Raw genomic sequence first — 21,291 nt, 5'->3', positions numbered from 1 at the left:
GCCCGCCGGTCAGCGGGTCAGCGGGCGGACGTCCCAGACCTGCACGTCGTCGACCCGGCGGCCCGGGCCGAAGCAGGCGTCCAGCACGGCGGTCAACTCGGCGGCGCGCGGGTGGTCCATCGGCAGCACCACCGCGTCGGCCCGCCAGTACCGCACGTCGGCGACCGCCCGGGCCCGTTCCACCTCGGTGATTGTCGCCCGGTGGTCGCCCTCGGCGACCTCGCGCAGCAGCACGGCCGTCGGTTGCGGCTCGACCCCCCAGCGGCCGGTGTCGTCGGTGGGTGAGGTGGGGCCGAGGAAGTAGCCCTGCGGGACGGCGAAACCGGCGACGGCGGCGGCTCCCCAGCGGATCGAGGTCAGGTTGTCCACCGGCACCGGCACCAGCGTCCGGCCCTCGGCGACGTGGGCGCGCCACGCGCCGGAGGTGACGAACTCCGGCACCGGCGGGCGTGCCTCGGTGGGCAGCGGGGTGGGCACCATCGGCAGCAGCGCGGCGACCAGCGCCGCCCCGCCCGCCAGCCGCACCGCCCGCCGTCGGGCGGGCGCGGCGTCGGCGGTGGCGGTGAGCAGCCGGTCCAGCGCGAGGGCCAGCAGCAGGCCGAGCGTCACCGTGGTGATCAGGGCGAACCGGGCGATCACCATCGAGTCGAAGACCGGCAGGTGCGCCAGCAGCGCGAACGGCGCCGGCACGTCCGTCCGTTCCCGGCCCCAGGTCCAGGTCGAGCCCATCGAGAGCAGCGCGGTCAGCACGCCCACCGCGACCAGGATCCGCACCACCAGCAGCCGCCCGAGGAGCACCGCGACGCCCAGGGCGAGCAGCAGCGCGGGCACCCCGAAGAAGCTCGCCTCCTCGGTTGTGTTGGCGATCAGGCCCTTGGTGTCGCCGCCGAAGACGGTCCGGGTGGCGTGCGCGGCGAACGAGGCCAGCTTCAGGGCGTACACGTCGTGGTCGCCGGGGTGGCCCGTGCGGTGCTGCGGGCCGGCGAACTGCATCCACAGCGGGTACGCGGTCGCCACGGCCACCACCACGCCGGTGACCGCCAGGCCGGCCAGTGCCCGGGGCGCCGCCCGCACCGCCCGGCGCGGGCTCAGCAGCAGGTACGCCAGCGCGGCCAGGGCGCACCCCACCGCGACCAGGAACAGGATCTCCAGGCCGACGAAGAACTGCGCGACGACCAACGCGCCCAGCGTCAGCCCGATCCGGACCGGGCTGCCCTCGGGCCGGGCCAGCCGGACCACCTGCCACAACAGGAACGGCACCAGCCACTGGGCGGTGATGTGCGGGTGCCCGTTGCTGTGCGACACCATGGCCGGCGCGAAGCCGCAGAACAGGCCGCCGAGGAACGCCGCCGCCCGGGTCCGCACCACGTGCCGGGAGAGCACGTGATACCAGGCCAGGGCGGTGGCGACCAGGTTCAGGGTGAGGAAGACCAGATAGGACAGCGCCGCCCCGCCGAGCAGGGTGACCGGGGTCAGCACCAGGCCGGGCAGTTGCATGCCCACGTTGGTCATCAGGTTCACCCCGGCCGGGGCGTTCTGCAGGGTGGTGAAGAACGGGTTGTCCAGGTGGACGGTGGCGTGGGCGCCGTGCGCCAGCATCCACTCGTTGAAGCTCTGGTCGCCCGGCCGGGTGCCCATGAAGGTCCCGTGCGGGTCGGCCCAGCCGCGCCCGGTGACCACCAGCGCCACCGCCAGGTAGACCAGCCCGGCCAGCAGCCCGAACCCGCGCCACCACGGCCGCCGGGCCACTTCGGGGGCACCGGCCGCGGGTCCGTCCGCACCGGCGGGTCGGGCGTCGCCGGCGGGCTCCGTACCGCTCACCGGGTCGCTGGTGCCCGCGGCCGGCGGCTCGCCGGTGCCCGCGGCCGCCGGCTCCTGCTGCGTAGGTGCGCTGTCCGACGGGCGGACGTCGGGCGGGCCGGTGCGGCTGGTGTCCTCGCCGGTCGGCGCGACGGAGGACTGGCGTTTCGTCACCCGTGGGATCTTACGTCCGTCTCCGGCGGCGCTCCGGCGGACGTCCGTGCGACGCGCGAGCCGGGCCGTGGCTCACCGGTACGGCTCGACCAGGGCCAGCACCGCCGAGGGGTCCTCGACGTGCGCGTTGTGGCCGAGCCCGGGCAGGGTGACCACCGGCACGCCCAGCTTCTCGAGCTGCGCGTCGGTGACCATCGGGTCGTGCTCGCCCCGCGCCAGCAGCACCGGGACGTCGGTGGCCGCCAGCAGGGCCGGCAGGTCGGGCGCGCCGACGGCGAACGCGGCGGGGTCCATGGCGAGCCGCCACCGGCCGTCCTCGCGGCGCAGCCCCGCGTCGACCACCGGATGGTCCGGGGCGAGCAGGCCGGTCAGGCCGGCCACCCGCAGGTACCGGCGGGCCGCCTCGTCCCGGGTGGCGAACCAGGTGACCGGCCGGTCGGCCAGCTCGCGTGCCTTGTCCAGCTCGGCCGCCGACCAGGCGACCTTGATCCCGAGACCCACCACGGCCGCCACCGGCAGCCCGGCGGTGCGCGCGGCCAGCGCCAGCGCGACCACCCCGCCCAGCGAGTGCCCGAGCACGACCAGCCGGTCGCGGGCGTCGAGCCCCTCGGCGACCCGACCGGCGAGCCCCTGGAACGTGTATCCGGACAGCCCGGGCGTCCAGCCGTGGCCGGCGAGGTCGGGCGCCAGCCAGCGGCCGGCCCAGTCCCGTTCCAGCAGCGGCGCCCACGGCAGCCACACCTCGCCGGTGGCGCCCATGCCGTGCAGGAGCAGCAGCAGCGGTGGATCGTCGGCCATAGGCGGCAGTGTGCCACCGGCCGCAGCGGGTGGCGAGGGCCCGGGGCGGACGAGTCGGGAAAGCGTCGGGCGCCGGCTCCCGAGGGTGGGAGCCGGCGCCCGGTGTGGCGGTACTCGTCAGGCGGAGTAGCCCCGGGTGGCGATCCAGTTCGCCAGGTCGGTGACGCTGATCCAGTACGCCGGCAGGGACGGGTCCGCCGAGTCGGCGATCCGGACGGTCCGGCCGTTGTCCTGGTAGCCGACCACGGCGATGTAGTGGCCGCCCGGGAACGAGTGCCAGCCGCCGTTGGTGTCGGTGGCGTCCCCGGCGATGTTGGCCACCACCCCGCGCCCGGCCGCGACGCTGCGCACCACGTCGGCCCGCAGCCCGTCGATCTGCCCGGCCGACGGGCTGCCGGCGAACATCGTGGTGCGGTACGGGTTGCCCTTGACCATCTGGTTGAGCACCCGGGTGGTGTCCTCGGCGGAGTTGGTGCCCATCTCCGTGGTGCCGAGCGCGACGGCCAGGTCGTCCTGGGTGCTCCGCACGCCGCTGGCGGAGAGCGCGTTGCGGACGGCGGCGGGGCCGCAGTAGTAGAAGGTGGTCTGCGCCTCGTAGGTGTAGTCGAGCAGCTTCGACGCCGGCGGCTTCTTCGCCGCGGGGGTCAGGTCGGGGTTCGGGGCCTTCTTCGCCGCCGCCTTCGCCTTCGCCTTCGCGGTGGCGGCGGGGCTGGCGGTGGGGCTGGCCTTCGGCGTCGGGGTCGCCGTGGGCGACGCGGTGGCCGAGGGGCTGGCCGACGGGGTGGTGGCGGCGCGCACCTCACCACGGCTGGCGACGTCGTTCGCCCGGGGGGCGATCTCGGCGACCGCCGCGGTCTCCGGCCGGGCCGGCGCCTCGGCGGCATCGGCGTTGACGAGCAGCGCACCGCCGGTGGACGCCACCACGAGCGCCGCGGCCGAGGCGGCCACGACCTGGTACGGACGTTCGGTGGCGAGGCGCCGCAGCTGCCGCTTCAAGTGGTGCTTCACGTGTTTCCTCCACGGTACGGGGGGAGAGCGGCGCACCGGACCGACGCGCGGAGGGACTCGCGCGTGACTGGGGACGTCGGCCGGGGTGCGGACCGCTCGCGGGGATGTCGCCGCCCGAAGGCGGCGGGGCGAACGGCGCTCAGCTCGTACGCCCGCCCGGGGCGGACGACGGCACCGCGGCACCGTGGAGGCGGAACAACCGAGGGGTGGGGTGGTGCACGGGCGTGGAACTCCTTCCGACACCGCCTACCGGGTTAGCTGACGGATTCGGGCGGGAAGAGCGCCCTACCGCGGGCCGTGGCTCGCGGATTCACCCCGGAACTACCTGGGTCCCCGGCTCGTGATCGTCGATTCGGCGGGCCCGCGCGGCGTCGCCATTTCGCGCTCGAAAACCGCAGCGGACGCGCCGACACTACTGGCCGGTCACCGCCCTGCCAACCCCATGCCACCTGCGTAAACCATGATCAGCAAAGTGCCGGTTTTCGCGAGCCGGCACTGACTTCGCTCAATGGGGCAGACGCATTTTCCGGAACGGTACGGCGACAACAGGACGCACCGTCACCCAATTCCCGAAATTGATCATATTTGTGCCCCCGACTGGGCGCGATGACCGTTTCCGGGAACGGGTGACGGGGGTCACCGAATTCCTGGCAACGATTCAGCGCGGAACGCCGGACGCGAGACGCCGGACGCCGGACGCTCGGTGCGGCGTGCGGCGTGCGGCATGTCGGGCCTTCCCCAGGCGGTGAGGGTGCGGCGTGCGGCATGTCGGGCCTTCCCGAGGTGGCGAGGGCACAACGTGCCGCGATCGGGCCCCGCCTCCGCCGGCGCGCAACAGGTAGCCGGATTCAGCCCACCCGGGCCGGCCGCCAGCGGGTCGCGGTCGCCGCCGGGGCGGCCGGCACCGCGACCGCGCGCGGCCGCACGACCACGTCGCGCCGCAGCCGCTCGGCCGCCGCGTACGCCTCGGCGGACAGGGCGCGGGCCGACTCCGCGGCGAGCTCCGCCGCCCGCCACGCCGACCGCTCCCGCTCGCTCGCCGTACGGTAGACGGCCAGCTTCCCGTCCCGGACCGCCCGGGCCAGCACGATCTCCTGGTCGGCCGGGTGCCGGCGGGGATCCCAGCCGTCCCGCCGCCCGAACACGTCGCTGACCTGCCGCGCGGTCAGCTCACCCCGCCAGTGGGCGGCCATCACCGCCTGGTGCAGCCACCGCTCGCGGGCGGCGTACTCGGCCGGGGTACGCGGGGTGCGCGGCGCCGGCAGGGCGGCCGCGCCGGCGAACCGGCGGGCGGCCGACTCGGCCTCGTCGTACGCCTGCCAGGCCAGGTCCACGGCCTCCTGGGTGGCCAGCCACTCGGCCCGCCGTCGGCGGGCGGTCTGGGCGGCCCCGCCGGCGGCCACAGCCACCTCCTCGGCGTACCGGTGCAGGTCGGCCGCCTCGGTGGCGGCCAACTCGGCGACGCTGGGCTCCTCGGCCGGGCGGTCCCGCTCCGGGCGGGCGACCAGGACGGCGAGGGTGGTCAGGGCGAGCACGAGCAGCGCCGACCAGATGGCGGCGGCCTGCGGGACCTCGATCAGAAACTGGTAGAGAACGGTGTTCATCGGCGGCACCTCGCGGAAGCGGAACGCGGTGGAGAGGATCCGCACCCGCCGGGACGGGAGCCGTCGCGGGCGGGGTGCGGGAAGTCAGGTCGAGGGACGCGGTGGGCGGGCGCCCGGCCCGCCGGTGGATCAGGCCGCGGGCGGCCCACGCGAGCCGGCCACTGCGGCCGGCCGGCCGGCGGGCACGGCCGGCGCCACCGGGGAGACCCGCGGGTGCAGCGCGACCGGGGCGGCGCGCCGCCCGGCGTGCACCGGCACGGCGTACGCCGCGACGTCGCGGCCGTCCCGGTCGGCGGCGGGCCGGCTGGCGACGGCGGGCCGGTCGGCGGCGGTCAGGGCGGTGCGGAGGGTCGGCGGCCGATCCAGGGCCAGGGGCGCGGCGATCGAGGCCGCAGCGATCGAGGCCGCGGGCGACGCGACGGCGGCGGAGGCGCCGACGGCCGGCGACACGGCGCCCGTGGAGAACGCCACCGCCAGCGCCAGGCTGGTCAGCAGCCGCCAGGTCCGACGCGCCACCCACCACAGGGGACAGGTGAGCGCGACCGGAAGCACGGCTCCACGTTACCGCCGACGGCACCGGCCCGCATCGCCGCCCGGCGTGTCGCCCTCGGCACGCCGCACCGCACTGACCAGGGTGGACGCCAGGTCAGCCCGGGTCACGCCGGCCGGCGTACGTCACCGGTCGGTCGTCCCCGGAACGCGGTCGCGGCAGCGCGGCGGCCGACCCGGCACGATCGCCGGCGTCCGGCCGGTCGGCCGGGGTGCCGGCGGTCGGGGCCGGCGGGGTGCCGGCGGTCGGGGCCGGCTGGTCTGCTGGGGTGCCGGCGGCCGGGGCGGGCACCGGCGGCCGGCGCGGCGGGCCGAGCCGGCGCATCATCGGCGTCTCCACCCAGCGGTGCAGCAGCCCGGCGAGGAGCAGGTTCAGCAGCAGGAAGCCGAGCGCGGCGGCCGGGCCCCACCAACCGGGCAGCCCCTCCCCCCGATGGCCGGTCAACCGCAGGACCGTCACCATCACCAGCACGTGCACCAGGTAGAAGGCGAACGAGACCTCGCCGAGCCAGCGCATCCGCCGGCCCCGCCACGGGGTACGCCGGCCCTGCACGTCGGCCCGGGCGGCCGCGGCGATCACCACGACGTAGACGGCGGCCATCAGGCCGGCCCACAGTTCGGCGCGGATCCACACGGCGGCGACCAGCCAGGTCAGCACGAAGAGCACGATGGCCGCGGGCAGCCCCGGCCCCCGCCACCGGCCCCGGCGCAGCAGCTCGGCGGCCGCCACGCCCAGCCAGAACTCCAGCGAGCGGACGAGCGGGAAGATCTGGGTGAACCACCAGCGGTCCGCCTCGGGCACCAGCTGCTGGGCCGGCCAGAGCGCGATGATCAGCAGCGGCACCGCGACGACCACGGCCCACAGCGCGGCCGGGGACATGCGCCGCAGCAGCGGCAGCGCGAACGGCAGGCTGAGATAGAAGAACAGCTCGCAGGAGAGCGACCAGCTCACGTTGTTGACGCTGTAGAAGTGGCCCGGGGTCGGATCCCAGGCCTGCACCAGCAGCAGGTTCTCCACGGTGGCCTGGAGATTGAACGGGTCGGCGAAGCAGAACGCGATCAGCAGCGCGGCGGCCCAGGTCACCAGGTGGTTCGGATAGATCTTGGCGAGCCGGCGGCGCCAGAAGTCCCGCCGCCGCTCCCCCGTGCGCGCCGACCAGACCAGCACGAAGCCGCTGAGCACGAAGAAGAACTCCACCCCGGACAGGCCGAGCGCGAAGGTCTTGTCCACCACCGGCTTGAGCGCCGGATCGGCCACGATGCCCATCGTGCCGACGTGGTAGCCGTACACCAGCAGCGCGGCGATCCAGCGCAACCCGGTCAGTGACGGCAACCGGCTCGGCCGGTCGGCGGCGGGCGGGCCGACGACGGTGGGCGCGGCGGTCACGCCACGGACCCGGCGCTGCTGCGGTGGAACCCCGACAACTGACTCTCCTCCCGATCGCGGCGCCGGTCCCGGGCACCCTACCCGCGGCCGTCGGCGTCCCACCCCACCCGCCCCGAGTCGTACGCCTGTTCGATCCGGGTTAGGATCGGCGGGTGCCCGACGCCGCCTACCAGCCGTCGATGCTGGATCTGCAGGACCAGCCCGCCCTCGGCGCGCTCGCCGGACGGGTGCGCCGGCACGAGCTGACCCGAGGCGCCTGGGTCGACCACCTGCCCGGCTGGGTGCACGGCTCCGACCAGGTCTTCGACACCCTGCTGCACGAGGTGCCGTGGCGCGCCGAGCGGCGCACCATGTATGACGCCGAGGTGGACGTACCCCGGCTGCTCTGCTGGTACGCCGGCCACCGCCCGCTGCCGCACCCGGTGCTGACCGCCGCCCGGGCGGCGCTGACCGCGCACTACGCCCCCGAGCTGGGCGAGCCGTTCGTCACCGCCGGGATGTGCCTCTACCGCGACGGGCGGGACAGCGTGGCCTGGCACGGCGACACGCTCGGCCGCTCCGCGCACCAGGACACCATCGTCGCCATCGTCTCCTTCGGCTCGCCCCGGCCGCTGCTGCTGCGCCCGCGCGGCGGCGGCCCCGGGCTGCGTTTCCCCCTCGGGCACGGTGACCTGGTGGTGATGGGCGGCTCCTGCCAGCGCACCTGGGAGCACGCCGTGCCCAAGACGGCCCGCCCGGTGGGACCGCGGGTCAGCGTGCAGTTCCGCCCCGCCGGCGTGGCCTGACCGCCCCTCCCGTCCTGGCCGCCCCTCCCGTTCTGGCCGCCCCTCCCGTCCTGGCCGGACCGGCCGGCGGCCGGGTCACCGCGGCGAAACACGGGCGTGCTAGAAACAACTCTCAGGGTCGATCTCGCCCCCGTCCGCCGACGAGCGAAGGGCGCGCCATGACCCAGACCCCCACCGAGCCGCGATCCCGCTGGTCACCCTGGACCGTGCACGGCGACGGCCGGTCCATCCGCCCCGGCGACGTGGTGCACCCCGGCGAGCGGCTCTCCTGGCCCCGGACCGTCGGCGTCGGCGTGCAACACGTGGTGGCCATGTTCGGCGCCACCTTCACCGTCCCGCTGATCACCGGCTTCCCGCCGGCCACCACGCTCTTCTTCTCCGGCATCGGCACGCTGCTCTTCCTGCTGATCACCGGCAACCGGCTGCCGTCGTACCTCGGCTCGTCGTTCGCCTTCATCGCCCCGGTGCTGGCCGCGAAGTCCGGCGGCGACCTCGGCCCGGCGCTCGGCGGCATCCTGGTGGCCGGCGTCGCCCTGGCGGCGGTCGGCCTGGTGGTGCAGCTCGCCGGCGCCCGGTGGATCGACGCGCTGATGCCCCCGGTGGTCACCGGCGCGATCGTGGCGCTGATCGGCCTGAACCTGGCCCCGGTGGCCTGGGACGGCGGCGGCAGCGGCGGGGTGAAGGCGCAGCCGCTGATCGCGGTGGTCACCCTGGCCGCGATCCTGCTCGCCACCGTCGTGTTCCGCGGCTTCCTGGCCCGGCTGTCCATCCTGCTCGGGGTGGTGGTGGGCTGGCTCCTCGCCGCGCTGCTCGGCCAGCTCGACCCCACGGCGGTCGACGGGCTGAAGCAGGCGGCCTGGGTGGGCCTGCCCCAGTTCCACGCGCCCAGCTTCGAGTGGCGCGCGATCGTGCTGGTGATCCCGGTCATCCTGGTGCTGATCGCGGAGAACGCCGGGCACGTCAAGGCGGTCGCCGCGATGACCGGCCGCAACCTCGACAAGGACATGGGCCGGGCGTTCCTCGGCGACGGCGTGGCCACCATGCTCGCCGGCGCGGGCGGCGGCTCCGGCACCACCACGTACGCGGAGAACATCGGCGTGATGGCGGCGACCCGGGTGTATTCCACGGCGGCGTACTGGGTGGCCGGGGCGGCGGCGGTGCTGCTCGGGCTGAGCCCGAAGTTCGGCGCGCTGATCCAGACCGTGCCGGCCGGGGTGCTCGGCGGCGCCACCACCGCGCTGTACGGCCTGATCGCCATCCTCGGCGCCCGGATCTGGATCGAGGCCCGGGTCGACTTCCACGACCCGGTGAACCTGCTGACCGCCGCGGTCGCGGTCATCATCGGCGCGGCAAACTACACCCTCACCGCCGGCGACCTCTCCTTCAACGGCATCGCCCTCGGCACGGCCGCCGCCCTGCTCATCTACCACGGCATGCGCCTGATCGCCCGCCTCCGCCGCACCACCCCCGACTCCCGCCCGGGCCCCGAACCCGAACTCTGACCCCGACCCCGGCCCGGGGCACGCCGCACATCGCGGCCTCCCCGGCCCGGGGCACGCCCACAGCGCGTCCCCCACCTGGGACACGCCCACAGCGCGTCCCCCACCTGGGACACGCCCGACATGCCGCACATCGCGGCAATCCCAGCCCTGGACACGCCCACATGCCGCACGTTGCGGTGGGAATGGCAGGGGCCCCGCGGTCACCGCCGCGGGGCCCCTGGGTGGAGCAGGGGTCAGCGTTCGATGTGGTGGCCGATGACGGTGGGGCCGAGCATCACGGCGAAGCCGGAGCCGTCGCGGCGGGGATCCGCCGGGGGCAGCTCCACCGGCTCGCCGGTCCCGGTGGCGGCGACCGGGCGCGGGCCCACCCAGGCCGCCGTCAGGTCCACCTCGCCCTTGAGGAAACGCTGGGCGCGTACGCCGCCGGTCGCCCGGCCCTTCGCCGGGTACGCCGCGAACGGGGTCACCTTGACCGTGGCGCCGGTGGAGGTGACCACCATCGGCTCGCCGTGCCCCGGGTCGTCGGTGCGGATCGCGCCGAAGAACATCACCCGGGCGTCGCCCGGCAGGTTGATGCCGGCCATGCCGCCGCCCTTGAGGCCCTGCGGCCGGACCAGCGACGCGGCGAAGCGCAGCAACGACGCCTCGGAGGAGACGAACGCCAGGGTCTCCTTACCGTCGGCGAGCCAGCTCGCCCCGACCACCTCGTCGCCCTCGCGCAGCGAGATCACCTCGAACTCGTCGGAGCGGACCGGCCACTCCGGGGCGCAGACCTTGACCACGCCCTGCCGGGTGCCCAGGGCCAGGCCCGGCGACCCCTGCGCCGTGGGGCCGAGCGGGGCCAGGCCGACCACCGTCTCCCCCGGCTCCAGCGGCGCCAGTTCGGCGGCGGACATGCCGCCGCGCAGCGACACCGTGCCGGACTGCTCGGGCAGCACCGGCAGCGGCAGCACGTCGATCTTGAACGCCCGGCCGGCGCTGGTCACCAGCAGCACCCGGCCCCGGGCGGTGGAGTGCACCATGGCGCGTACCGTGTCGTGCTTGACCCGGCCGCTGCGCCGGCGCCCCTCGACGGCCTCCTCCGACTCGGCCGCGGTCCGGGCGACCAGCCCGGTGGCCGAGAGGATCACCTGGCAGGGGTCGTCGGCGACCTCCAGCGGGCCGGCCGGCACCGAGGCCGCGAGGACCTCCTTCAGGTCGCCGTCGACAAGCGTGGTGCGCCGCTCGGCACCGAACTGCTTGACCACGGCGGCCAGCTCGTCGGAGACCACCTTCTTGAGCACCTTGTCGTCGTCGAGGATCTTCGACAGCTCGGCGATCTCACCGCGCAGCTTCTCCTGCTCGGCCTCCAGCTCCAGCCGGTCGTACTTGGTCAGCCGGCGCAGCGGGGTGTCCAGGATGTAGGTCGCCTGGATCTCGGAGAGCTTGAATTTCTGCATCAGGCCGTCCTTGGCGGCCTGGGCGTCCTCGCTGGCCCGGATCAGCTTGACCACCCGGTCGATGTCGAGCAGGGCGATCAGCAGGCCGTCGACCAGGTGCAGCCGCTCCTCGCGCTTGCGCCGGCGGTAGGAGCTGCGCCGGGTGACCACCTCGTACCGGTGGGCGAGGAAGACCTCCAGCAGCGCCTTGAGCCCCAGCGTCTGCGGCTGCCCGTCGACCAGGACCAGGTTGTTCACGCCGAAGGACTGCTCCAGCGGGGTGAGCCGGTAGAGGTCGGCGAGCAGCGCCTGCGGGTTGACCCCGACCTTGCACTCGACGACCAGCCGGGTGCCGTTCTCCCGGTCGGTGAGGTCCTTGACGTCGGCGATGCCGGTGAGCCGCTTGGTCTTGGTGACCTCGTTGGTGATCGCCGCGATGACCTTCTCCGCGCCGACCCCGTACGGCAGCTCGACCACGGTGATCGCCTGCCGGCCCCGGCTGCCCTCCAGCGGGCCGATCTCCACCTTGCCGCGCATCCGCACCACGCCGCGCCCGGTCTCGTACGCCCGGCGCACCTCGTCCAGGCCGAGCAGCAGCCCGCCGGTGGGCAGGTCGGGGCCGGGGACGAACTCCATCAGCCTGTCCAGCGTGGCGTCCGGGTGGTTGATCAGCCAGCGGGCAGCCTGGACCACCTCGCCCAGGTTGTGCGGGATCATGTTGGTGGCCATCCCGACCGCGATCCCGGACGCGCCGTTGACCAGCAGGTTGGGGAAGGCGGCGGGCAGCACGGTCGGCTGGGTCAGCGAACCGTCGTAGTTGGGCTCGACGTCGACGGTGTCCTCGCCCAGCTCACCGACGAGCAGCATCGCCTCGCGCGACATTCGCGCTTCCGTATATCTTGCGGCTGCCGGTCCGTCGTCTGGGGAACCAAAGTTTCCGTGCCCGTCGATGAGCGGGGCGTTGAGCGAGAAGTCCTGCGCCAGCCGCACCATCGCGTCGTAGATCGCCGCGTCGCCGTGCGGGTGGTATTTACCCATCACGTCGCCGACGATCCGGGCCGACTTCACGTGGCCCCGGTCGGGGCGGTGGCCCTGCTCGTGCATCGACCAGAGGATGCGCCGGTGCACCGGCTTGAGCCCGTCCCGGGCGTCGGGCAGGGCGCGGGAGTGGATGACCGAGAAGGCGTACTCCAGGTAGGAGTCGGAGACCTCGGTGACCAGCGGGTTGTCGAAGACCCGCGCGCCGGCCTGGTCGAAGGCGGAGAGGTCCGCCTTGGCGCGGTCGTCCTTGCGGCGTGCCATGGTTCAGCTTTCCCTTCGGAAGAACCCGGTGTCTCAGGCGTCGATGGCGTCGCGGTCGACCCGGTCGGCCGAGTCGATGAGCCAGTTGCGGCGGGGTTCGACCTTCTCCCCCATCAGCAGTTCGAGGATCCGCTCGGCGGCCTCGACGTCGTCGAGGGTGATCCGGCGGACCGCCCGGGTGGCCGGGTTCATGGTGGTCTCCCAGAGCTCGTCGGCGTCCATCTCGCCGAGGCCCTTGAACCGTGGGATCGGGGTGACGATCTGCTTGCCGGCCTTCTCCAGCTTGCGGACCGTCGCCTCCATCTCGGCCTGGGTGTAGGTGTAGATGGTCTGCGGGCTGCGCCCCTTGGTGGTGATCTTGTGCAGGGGCGGCATCGCGGCGTAGAGCCGGCCGGCCTCGATCAGCGGTCGCATGTACCGGGCGAAGAGCGTGATGAGCAGGGTACGGATGTGCGCGCCGTCGACGTCCGCGTCGGCCATGATCAGCACCCGGCCGTAACGCATGGCGGAGAGATCGAACGTACGCCCCGAGCCCGCCCCCAGCACCTGCACGATCGCCGCGCACTCGGCGTTGTCGAGGACCTGCTGGAGGTTGGCCTTCTGCACGTTGAGGATCTTGCCCCGGATGGGAAGAAGCGCCTGATATTCGGACGAACGCGCCATGCGGCTCGTCCCCAGCGCGCTGTCGCCCTCCACGATGAACAGCTCGCTGCGCTCCACCCCGGTGGCCCGGCAGTCGACCAGCTTGGCCGGCATCGCCGCGCCCTCCAGGGCGGTCTTGCGCCGGGCGGCGTCCTTCTGCTGCTTCTGGGTGAGCCGGACCCGGGCCGCGTCGACGATCTTCTGCAGCACCGTACGGGCCTCGGCCTTGGTCCGCCGGTCCTCCAGCCACCCCTTGAGGTGCTGCTCGACCAGGCCCTGCACCACCTTCGTGATGCCGGCCGTGGAGAGCTCGTCCTTGGTCTGCGAGGTGAACTGCGGCTCGGGGATGCGCACGTGCACCACGGCGGTCATGCCCTCCAGGACGTCGTCCAGGGTGGGCGCGTCCTCCTTGGGCTTGAGCAGGCCGCGGGCGTTGCGGGCGGCCTCGGCGAGGGTGCGGACCAGGGCCCGCTCGAAGCCCTTGCGGTGGGTGCCGCCGTGCGCGTTGCGGATGGTGTTGGTGAAGCACTCGACGGTGCGCTCGTAGCCGGTGCCCCAACGCAGCGCGATCTCGACCTCGGCCCGGCGCTGCACGTTGGACTGCATGACGCCGTTGGCGTCAGCGGCGTTCTCCCGGTAGGTGCCCTCGCCGGTGACCAGCAGGGTGCCGGAGACCGGCCGGTCGCCGGCCGGGGCGAGGAACTCGACCATGTCGGTGAGGCCGTCGGGAAAGTGGAACCGCTCCTCGGCCGGCTCCTCGGTGGTCTCGTCGCGCAGCCGGTAGTCGACGCCGGGCACCAGGAAGGCGGTGTTGCGCAGCTTCATCCGCACGGCGGCGACGTCGAGCGCCGCGCCGGTCTCGAAGTAGCGGGCGTCGTGCCAGTAGCGGATGGAGGTGCCGGTGCGCTGGCCGCGCTTCATCGCGCCGACGATCTGCAGGCCCGGGCCGGGGGTGAAGGGCGCGTCGGGGCCGTCGCCGGCGAAGATTCCGGGCACGCCGTGCCGGAACGACATCGCGTGGATCTTGCCGCCCCGGCGGACCGTCACGTCGAACCGGCGGGAGAGGGCGTTGACCGCGGAGGCGCCCACGCCGTGCAGGCCGCCGGAGGTCTTGTAGCCCGAGCCGCCGAACTTGCCACCAGCGTGCAGCCGGGTGAGCACCAGCTCGACGCCGGAGATGCCGGACTTGGCGTGCACGTCGGTCGGGATGCCGCGGCCGTCGTCGTCGACCTGCACCGAGCCGTCGGCGTGCAGAATCACCTCGACCTTGCGGGCGTGACCGGCGACACCCTCGTCGGTGGAGTTGTCGAGGATCTCGTTGACGAGGTGACCCACGCCACGGCTGTCGGTGGAGCCGATGTACATGCCCGGGCGCTTCCGGACGGCGTCGAGGCCCTCCAGGTGGGTCAGGTCGTCGGCCCCATACAGGGTCTCAGGCTGTGCGGTCAACTGGTCGTACTCCCCGGTCTCGCGGTGTGCTGCCGTTCACCGTCGGCGATCTCACTGACTGATCCCCACGCGGCGCGCCGCAGCGAGCCTAGTCGGACGCTGGGACATCCTCGCGCCGCCGGTCCGTCCCGACCGGCCGTGTCAGCACAACGTCCGGCCCGGCCGGCCTCCTCCGGCCGGCCGTGGTGACCTACGTCGCGGCCCGCCCGGCCCGACCCGGACACCGGGGACACCGGGCGCGCCGGAGACGGTACGCCGGGTCGGGTCAACGCCGGGCGGATGTCCGGCCATTGACGCCCGTCACACGCCCGTGATCTGATCGCCCTCTCAGAGAATCTTTCGCATTTCCATGCGTTGATTGGGAGGTCGCGGATGTCCGTGTTCCGTCGTACCGCGCTGGCGGCGGCACTGGCCGTCGCCTCGGTGGCCCTGCCACCCGCGGTGGCCCCCGCGCCGGCCGCCGCGGCGCTGCCCACCGCCGCCGTGGCGCTCGGCGACAGCTTCATCAGCGGGGAGGGCGCCGGGGCGTACTCATCCGTGGTGGACCTGAGCGGGGTGTCCCGGCCCTTCCCGGGCTGGTCCGCGCCGAACAACAACGCGTACTTCTGCCACCGGTCGCCGAACGCCTCGCTGTTCCAGGCCGCCCTGCCGGGCATCCAGGCCCGGTTCAACCTGGCCTGTTCGGGCGGGCAGCCGCACGACATCGGCACCGCCTCGGCGAACCGCACCGGCGGACGGCAGGTGGCCGCGCAGCTCGACCAGCTCCGCGCGGTCGGGCAGACCCACGACATCGACCTGGTGCTGATCGGCCTGGGCTCGAACAACAGCTCGTTCACCTTCGGCAGCGTGGCGGAGAAGTGCGCCAACCGGTTCATCGCCGACGCCTGGACCGGGTGGTGGGAGTTCTGGGCGTACCTGGGCGGCCCGGTGGAGCAGAAGCCCTGCACGGACGCCGACCTGGCCACGGCGGCGCAGTGGACCGCCGCGACGGCGGAGACCACCGCGGCGGTCCGCCAGATCCTCACCACCCTCGACCAGATCGACGCGGACGGCCAGCACCGGATCGTGTTCCAGGACTACACCAACCCGCTCCCGCCGGAGCTGGCGTCGAACTTCTGGACCGAGGACAGCCGGGACGACACCCGGGACAAGTTCCGCGCCCTCGGCGCCGAGCGGTACGCGGGCGGCTGCCCGATCCACCGGGCCAGCCTGGCCCCGGGCCACCGCTTCTCCCAGGGCCTGGGCACGATGGTCAACTCGGTGCGCGGCACGCTGGCCGCCGAGTTCCCGACCGCCGACCTGGTCTACCTGAACGTGCAGCGGGCCTTCGACGGCGCCCGCCTCTGCGAGCAGTCCGGCAGCCCGGCCAGCACGCTGGCCACCCCGATCCGGCTCCAGGACGGCCCCACCGGGGTCTTCGTGACCAGCCTCTCCGGCTACGACAAGCTGGACATCCAGCGGATCGCCAACACCTGCGGCACGTACTTCCAGACCTGCCAGGAGTCCTGGCACCCGAACGCCGCCGGCCACCAGGTGCTGGGCCGGTGCCTCGCCGGGGCGGCCACCACCGCGGCCCGGGCGGTGGCCTGCGTCCGGGCCCCCGACGGCACGGTGACGGTGAGCTGACGACCGCGCCGCAGCGCGAAGGACGAGCGCCCCCGGGGTCGACCCCGGGGGCGCTCGTCGGTGCGCCAGGAGAGGTCAGGGGCGCACCGCGACGCCGAGGACGTGCGGTGCGGCGGGCACCGGGATCCGGGTGGGCGGGAAGCGGAAGCGGTCCAGTTCGGTGACGGTGAAACCGGCGGCCGTGATCGCGGCGACGGTGTCCCGGCCGGAGTGGCAGCCGCCGAGGACCAGCGGTCCCACGGTGGCGTCGACGAACCGCTGGACGCGGCGCAGGCCGGGGGTGTCGGCCCGGACGTGCTCGTAGAAGCGCAGCTCGCCGCCGGGCCGCAGCACCCGGTGGGCCTCCCGCAGCGCGGCGGCCTGGTCCGGCACCGTGCAGAGCACCAGGGAGATCACCGCGGCGTCCAGCTCCCCGTCGGCGGCGGGCAGGGCGTCGGCCAGGCCGTCGACCACGGTGACCGGCACCGGGGCGGTGGCAGCGGCGGCCCGGGCGGCGGCGCGCAGCCGGGGCTCCGGCTCGACCGCCAGCACCTCGGTGACCTCGGGCGGGTAGTGCGGGAACATCCGACCGTTGCCGGCACCCACCTCGATCACCCGGCCGTGCAGGCCGGCGACCAGCAGCCGCCGGTGCCGGGCCACCCCGGCCTCGTCCATCGACACGCTGGCCCGCTGGTAGAGGCGGGCGAAGATCGGGTTGGACACCCGGGCGCCGGCCATGCACCGCTCCCCTCGATCGACTCCGGCCACCCTAACGCCGGCTCGCCACCGAACGGCGAGATCAGCGGGGGCGGACGCCGCCCGCGGTCTCTCCAGGATGGAGATATCAGTGCAGGCCAACGCGTTCGGCGAGAAGTCGGTGATCTCGGGTTAGGGCGGCCGGCCCAGGGTACGACTTCCGCATGCGCGTCCTCGGGATCAATGCGATCTTCCACGATCCGGCCGCCGCCCTCGTGGTGGACGGCCAGGTGGTGGCCGCCGCCGAGGAGGAACGGTTCAGCCGCCGCAAGCACGGCAAGCGGCCGGTGCCCTTCTCCGCCTGGGAGCTGCCGGAACTCGCCGCCGCCTGGTGCCTGGCCGAGGCCGGCCTCGACGTCGACGCGCTGGACGCCGTGGCGTACTCCTTCGACCCCGGGCTGTGCCGGGACGCCACCGACCTGGGCCTGGCCGACCCGTGGGACTGGCTGCGAATCGAGTACGCCCAGCGCGCCCCGCAGTTCCTCGCCGCCGCGCTGCCCGGCCTGGACCCGGCGAAGGTGCACTTCGTGCCGCACCACGTGGCGCACGCCGCCTCGGCCGGGCTGGCCGCGCCGACCGCCGGGGACGACACCGCCGTGCTGGTGCTGGACGGTCGCGGCGAGGTGGCCAGCCACCTGGCCGGCGTCTACCGCGACGGCGTGTTGTCGTCGCTGCACAGCCAGGAGTTGCCGCACTCGCTCGGCCTGCTCTACGAGGACCTGACCCGGCACCTGGGCTTCCGGCACTCCAGCGACGAGTACAAGGTGATGGCGCTGGCGTCGTACGGCGAGCCGCGGCACCTGGGCGCGCTGCGCGAGCTGGTCCGGGCCACCGACGACGGTGGCTTCCGGGTGGACCGGATCGACTGGGCCAGCCTGGCGAAGGCCGTCCCGGCCGGGGGCGAGCCGACCGAGGAGCACGCCGACCTGGCCGCCAGCGTGCAGGCCCGGCTGGAGGAGATGCTGCTCGACCTGTCCCGCTGGCTGCACGACGCCTCGGGCGGGGCCGGCACCCTGGCCCTGGCCGGCGGGGTGGCCCTGAACTGCGTGGCCAACGCCCGGCTCGCCGCCGAGGGCCCGTACCGGCGGGTGTGGGTGCAGCCGGCCGCCGGCGACGCCGGCACCGCGCTGGGCGCCGCCCTGCACGTCGCCGGCGAGCTGGGTGACCGGGCCACCCCGATGGCCGGGGCGGACCTGGGCCGGGGCTGGTCGGACGAGGAACTGGAGGCGGAGCTGCGCCGGGCCGCGCTGCCGTACACCCGGCCGGCGTCGATCGCCGCCGAGGCGGCCCGGGTGCTCGCCGGCAACGGCATCGTCGCCTGGTATCAGGGGCGGGCCGAGTACGGCCCGCGGGCGCTGGGCCACCGGTCGCTGCTCGCCCACCCCGGCGACCCGGACACCACCCGGCGGATGAACGACGTCAAGGGCCGGGAGCAGTTCCGCCCGATCGCCCCGATGGTCCGCGCGGAACGGTTCGCGGAGCTCTTCGACGGGGTGTATCCCAGCCCGTACATGCTCTTCGTGCACCGGGTGCGCCCGCAGTGGCGGGACCGGATCCCGGCGGTCACCCACGTCGACGGCACCGCCCGGGTGCAGACCGTGCACACCGAGACCGAGCCGCTGGTGGCCGAGCTGCTGGCCGAGTTCGAGCGGCTCACCGGCCTGCCGGTGGTGGTGAACACCTCGCTGAACACCGCCGGCCGGCCCATGGTGGACACCCCGCGCGAGGCGATGGAGCTGTTCGGCTCCGCCCCGGTGGACCTGCTCGCCCTCGGCCCGTTCGCCGTGCACCGCGGGTCGCTGGGCGCGGGCACCACGCCGGCAGCGCCGGGCGGTGACCGGTGATCAGCATCGTGGTGCCCACCCTGGGCCGGCCCAGCCTGGCGGTGCTGCTCGACGCGCTCGCCGGCCAGCTCGCCGCGCTGCCCCAGGTGGAGGTGCTGCTGGTCGACGACCGGGGCGACGACACCGGGGAGCTGGCGGTGCCGGGCGCGCTGACCGCGTACACGAAGGTGCTGACCGGGCGCGGCGCGGGCCCGGCGGCGGCCCGCAACCTCGGCTGGTTGGCGGCGCACGGCGAGTGGGTGGTCTTCCTCGACGACGACGTGGTGCCGGCCCCGGACTGGGCCCGGCGGCTGGTCGACGACCTGGCGGCCCCGGCCGCCGTCGGCGGGGTGCAGGGCGTGGTCGAGGTGCCGCTGCCGGTCGACCGGCGCCCGACCGACTGGGAGCGGGGCACCGCCGGGCTGGCCGACGGGCGGTGGATCACCGCCGACATGGCCTACCGCCGGGCGGCGCTGGCCCGGGTCGGTGGCTTCGACGAGCGTTTCCCGCGCGCCTACCGGGAGGACGCCGAGCTGGCCCACCGGGTCCACGCGGCCGGCTTCGCGCTGCGCCGGGGCGGCCGGCGGGTCGTCCACCCGGTCCGCCCCGAGGGGCGCTGGGTCAGCCTGCGCACCCAGCGGGGCAACGCCGACGACGCGCTGCTGCGCCGGCTCTACGGCCGGCGCTGGCGCGCCGACCTGGGCCTGCCGCCGGGCCGCCGGCCGCGGCACGTGGCGGTGACCGCCGCCGGGCTGGTGGCGTGCGCCGCCGCCGGGGGCCGGCTGGCCGCCCGGCCCGGCCCGGCGCGGCGGACGCTCGGCGCCGTCGCGGCCGTCGCCGCCGGCGGCTGGCTGGCCGGCACGGCCGAGTTCGCCCGGGCCCGGATCGCCCCCGGGCCACGCGACGCCGGCGAGGTCGGCGTCATGCTGGTGACCAGCGCGCTGATCCCGCCACTCGCCGTCGGCCACTGGGTACGCGGCTGGTGGCGCACCCGCGCCGTGCGGCGCACCCCGTCCGTCGGGGCGGGCCGCTGATGTCCACTCCCGTTGCCCCGGGCACCCGGCCCGGCGGCCCCGCCCTGTACGACGCGGTGCTGCTGGACCGGGACGGCACGCTGGTGGAGGACGTGCCCTACAACGGTGACCCGGAGAAGGTGCGGCCGTTGCCGGGGGTCCGCGAGGCGCTGGACCGGTTGCGGGCGGCCGGGTTGCGGCTGGGCGTGGTGACCAACCAGTCCGGGCTGGCCCGGGGCTACTTCACCGAGGCGGACATGCGGGCGGTGCACGCCCGCATCGAGGAGCTGCTCGGCCCGTTCGACGACTGGCAGGTCTGCCCGCACGACGACGGCGCCGCCTGCGCCTGCCGCAAGCCCGCACCCGGGATGGTGCACGCCGCCGCCGCGGCGTTTGGCACCCGGCCGGGCCGGTGCGTGCTGGTCGGCGACATCGGCCGGGACATGACGGCCGCGCTCGCCGCCGGGGCCGCCGGCGTGCTGGTGCCGACGGCGGTGACCCGCCCCGAGGAGATCGACGCCGCGCCCACCATCGCCCGGGACCTGCCCGCCGCCGCCGACGAGATCCTGCGCCGCATGCACGCCCTGCACCCCACCCGACCCCGCCGCACCGGCACCGTCCTCGTCGCCCGCAGCGACTCCGCCGGCGACGTCCTCGTCACCGGCCCCGCCATCCGCGCCGTCGCCGCCCACGCCCACCGTGTCGTCCTGCTCTGCGGCCCCCAAGGCCGCGCCGCCGCCAACCTGCTCCCCGGCATCGACCACATCATCGAATGGCCCCTGCCCTGGATCGACGGTGACCCCGCCCCCGTCGACCCGCACGACATGCGACAGCTCACCGACCGTCTCGCCGCCGTCGACGCCGACGAAGCCGTCATCTTCACCAGCTTCCACCAGTCACCACTACCCCTGGCCCTGCTGCTACGGATGGCCGGCGTTCCCCGCATCGCCGCCATCAGCGACGACTACCCGGGCAGCCTCCTCGACACCCGCCACCGGGTCCCACCCGGCGTACCCGAACCCGAACGCGCCCTCTCCCTCACCGCCGCCACCGGCTTCACCCTCCCCACCGGCGACGAGCCCACGCTGCGGCTGCGCGCCGACCTGCCGGATCCCGGGCTCGACCTGCCGGCCGGCGGGTACCTGGTGGTGCACCCCGGGGCGTCGGTGCCGGCCCGGGCCGCCGCGCCCGAGCACTGCGCGCGGATCGTGGCCGCCCTGGTCGCCGACGGGCACCGGGTGGTGGTCACCGGCGGACCCGACGAGCGGGAGCTGACCGCCCGGGTCGCCGCCGCCGGTGGCGTGGACCTCGGCGGTCGCACCGACCTGGCCGGGCTGGCCGGGATCCTCGCCGGGGCCCGCTGCCTGGTCGTGGGCAACACCGGCCCGGCGCACCTCGCCGCCGCCGTCGGCACCCCGGTGGTCAGCCTCTTCGCCCCCACCGTCCCGTACGGACAGTGGGGCCCCTACCGGGTGCCCGCCGTCCGGCTCGGCGACGCCGGGGCACCCTGCCGGGACACCCGGGCGGCCCGCTGCCCGATCCCCGGCCACCCCTGCCTGAACGGCGTCGACCCGGGTGACGTGGTCGCCGCCGTCCGGCTCCTGGTGCGCCGACCCCCCGACTGAGCAGGCGCCGTCACCCCCCGTTCCCGACCCGACGCGATCGTGTGAGGAGAG

General features: G+C 74.9%; 15 protein-coding genes and 1 riboswitch. Of the genes, 6 read left to right on the top strand and 9 right to left on the bottom strand.

The window, feature by feature from the left end; translation table 11 throughout:
* Positions 1-9: 9 nt before the first annotated feature.
* From K7640_RS23500 to K7640_RS23475, 6 genes are all read right to left on the bottom strand, one after another.
* The gene (locus tag K7640_RS23500; RefSeq protein ID WP_222957067.1) at positions 10-1,974 is read right to left on the bottom strand and encodes a hypothetical protein; all 1,965 of its coding nucleotides are present in this window, start codon (positions 1,972-1,974) and stop codon (positions 10-12) included.
* A 72-nt stretch (positions 1,975-2,046) separates the two neighbouring features.
* The gene (locus K7640_RS23495; protein WP_222957066.1) at positions 2,047-2,772 is read right to left on the bottom strand and encodes an alpha/beta fold hydrolase; all 726 of its coding nucleotides are present in this window, start codon (positions 2,770-2,772) and stop codon (positions 2,047-2,049) included.
* A 117-nt stretch (positions 2,773-2,889) separates the two neighbouring features.
* Positions 2,890-3,780, bottom strand: coding sequence for a C39 family peptidase (locus K7640_RS23490; RefSeq protein ID WP_222957065.1), 891 nt, complete (start codon positions 3,778-3,780; stop codon positions 2,890-2,892).
* Positions 3,781-4,008: 228 nt separating this feature from the next.
* A riboswitch (cyclic di-AMP (ydaO/yuaA leader) is annotated at positions 4,009-4,148 on the bottom strand.
* Positions 4,149-4,628: 480 nt separating this feature from the next.
* Positions 4,629-5,429 carry a hypothetical protein gene (locus K7640_RS23485; RefSeq protein ID WP_308042646.1) on the bottom strand — a complete coding sequence of 267 codons (801 nt, stop codon included), beginning with the start codon at positions 5,427-5,429 and terminating at the stop codon, positions 4,629-4,631.
* A gap of 84 nt (positions 5,430-5,513) precedes the next feature.
* Positions 5,514-5,900, bottom strand: a complete 387-nt coding sequence (locus K7640_RS23480; protein ID WP_308042645.1) for a hypothetical protein — start codon at positions 5,898-5,900, stop codon at positions 5,514-5,516.
* Between the two features lie 130 nt (positions 5,901-6,030).
* Positions 6,031-7,320: an acyltransferase gene (locus tag K7640_RS23475; RefSeq protein ID WP_308042644.1), complete on the bottom strand. Its 1,290-nt coding sequence runs from the start codon at positions 7,318-7,320 to the stop codon at positions 6,031-6,033.
* A 179-nt stretch (positions 7,321-7,499) separates the two neighbouring features.
* On the opposite strand from K7640_RS23475, the gene K7640_RS23470 reads away from it, so the two are divergent.
* Together K7640_RS23470 and K7640_RS23465 are read left to right on the top strand one after the other, a co-directional pair.
* Positions 7,500-8,105: an alpha-ketoglutarate-dependent dioxygenase AlkB gene (locus K7640_RS23470; protein WP_222957126.1), complete on the top strand. Its 606-nt coding sequence runs from the start codon at positions 7,500-7,502 to the stop codon at positions 8,103-8,105.
* A 158-nt stretch (positions 8,106-8,263) separates the two neighbouring features.
* Positions 8,264-9,607 carry a uracil-xanthine permease family protein gene (locus K7640_RS23465; RefSeq protein ID WP_222957062.1) on the top strand — a complete coding sequence of 448 codons (1,344 nt, stop codon included), beginning with the start codon at positions 8,264-8,266 and terminating at the stop codon, positions 9,605-9,607.
* A gap of 233 nt (positions 9,608-9,840) precedes the next feature.
* Here the strand turns inward: K7640_RS23465 and K7640_RS23460 are convergent, their stop codons facing one another.
* Entirely contained in the window at positions 9,841-12,327 is a 2,487-nt protein-coding gene (locus K7640_RS23460; RefSeq protein WP_222957061.1) for a DNA topoisomerase (ATP-hydrolyzing) subunit A, read from the bottom strand.
* A gap of 33 nt (positions 12,328-12,360) precedes the next feature.
* A complete protein-coding gene (locus K7640_RS23455; protein ID WP_222957060.1) occupies positions 12,361-14,418 on the bottom strand; it encodes a type IIA DNA topoisomerase subunit B in 2,058 nt (685 codons plus the stop codon).
* 372 nt (positions 14,419-14,790) lie between these two features.
* Here K7640_RS23455 and K7640_RS23450 point away from each other — a divergent pair, with 372 nt between their 5' ends.
* Entirely contained in the window at positions 14,791-16,044 is a 1,254-nt protein-coding gene (locus tag K7640_RS23450; protein ID WP_222957059.1) for a hypothetical protein, read from the top strand.
* A 75-nt stretch (positions 16,045-16,119) separates the two neighbouring features.
* On the opposite strand, the gene K7640_RS23445 is transcribed toward K7640_RS23450, so the two are convergent.
* Positions 16,120-16,761, bottom strand: coding sequence for a class I SAM-dependent methyltransferase (locus K7640_RS23445; RefSeq protein ID WP_222957058.1), 642 nt, complete (start codon positions 16,759-16,761; stop codon positions 16,120-16,122).
* Positions 16,762-16,943: 182 nt separating this feature from the next.
* Here K7640_RS23445 and K7640_RS23440 point away from each other — a divergent pair, with 182 nt between their 5' ends.
* Genes K7640_RS23440 through K7640_RS23430 form a run of 3 tightly spaced genes read left to right on the top strand, consistent with a single transcriptional unit; the run spans position 16,944 to position 21,240 of the window.
* Positions 16,944-18,623: a carbamoyltransferase C-terminal domain-containing protein gene (locus K7640_RS23440; RefSeq protein WP_222957057.1), complete on the top strand. Its 1,680-nt coding sequence runs from the start codon at positions 16,944-16,946 to the stop codon at positions 18,621-18,623.
* Positions 18,620-19,636, top strand: a complete 1,017-nt coding sequence (locus tag K7640_RS23435) for a glycosyltransferase family 2 protein (RefSeq protein ID WP_222957056.1) — start codon at positions 18,620-18,622, stop codon at positions 19,634-19,636. Before K7640_RS23440 ends, K7640_RS23435 begins: the two co-directional genes overlap by 4 nt.
* Complete coding sequence (locus K7640_RS23430) at positions 19,636-21,240, top strand: HAD-IIIA family hydrolase (protein WP_222957055.1); 1,605 nt, start codon at positions 19,636-19,638, stop codon at positions 21,238-21,240. Before K7640_RS23435 ends, K7640_RS23430 begins: the two co-directional genes overlap by 1 nt.
* The last annotated feature ends 51 nt before the right edge of the window (positions 21,241-21,291 follow it).

Source organism: Micromonospora sp. PLK6-60 (assembly GCF_019890675.1).
Lineage (GTDB): Bacteria > Actinomycetota > Actinomycetes > Mycobacteriales > Micromonosporaceae > Micromonospora.
The sequence above is the reverse complement of the archived record's forward strand: the minus strand, read 5'-3'. Positions and strand labels throughout refer to the sequence as shown.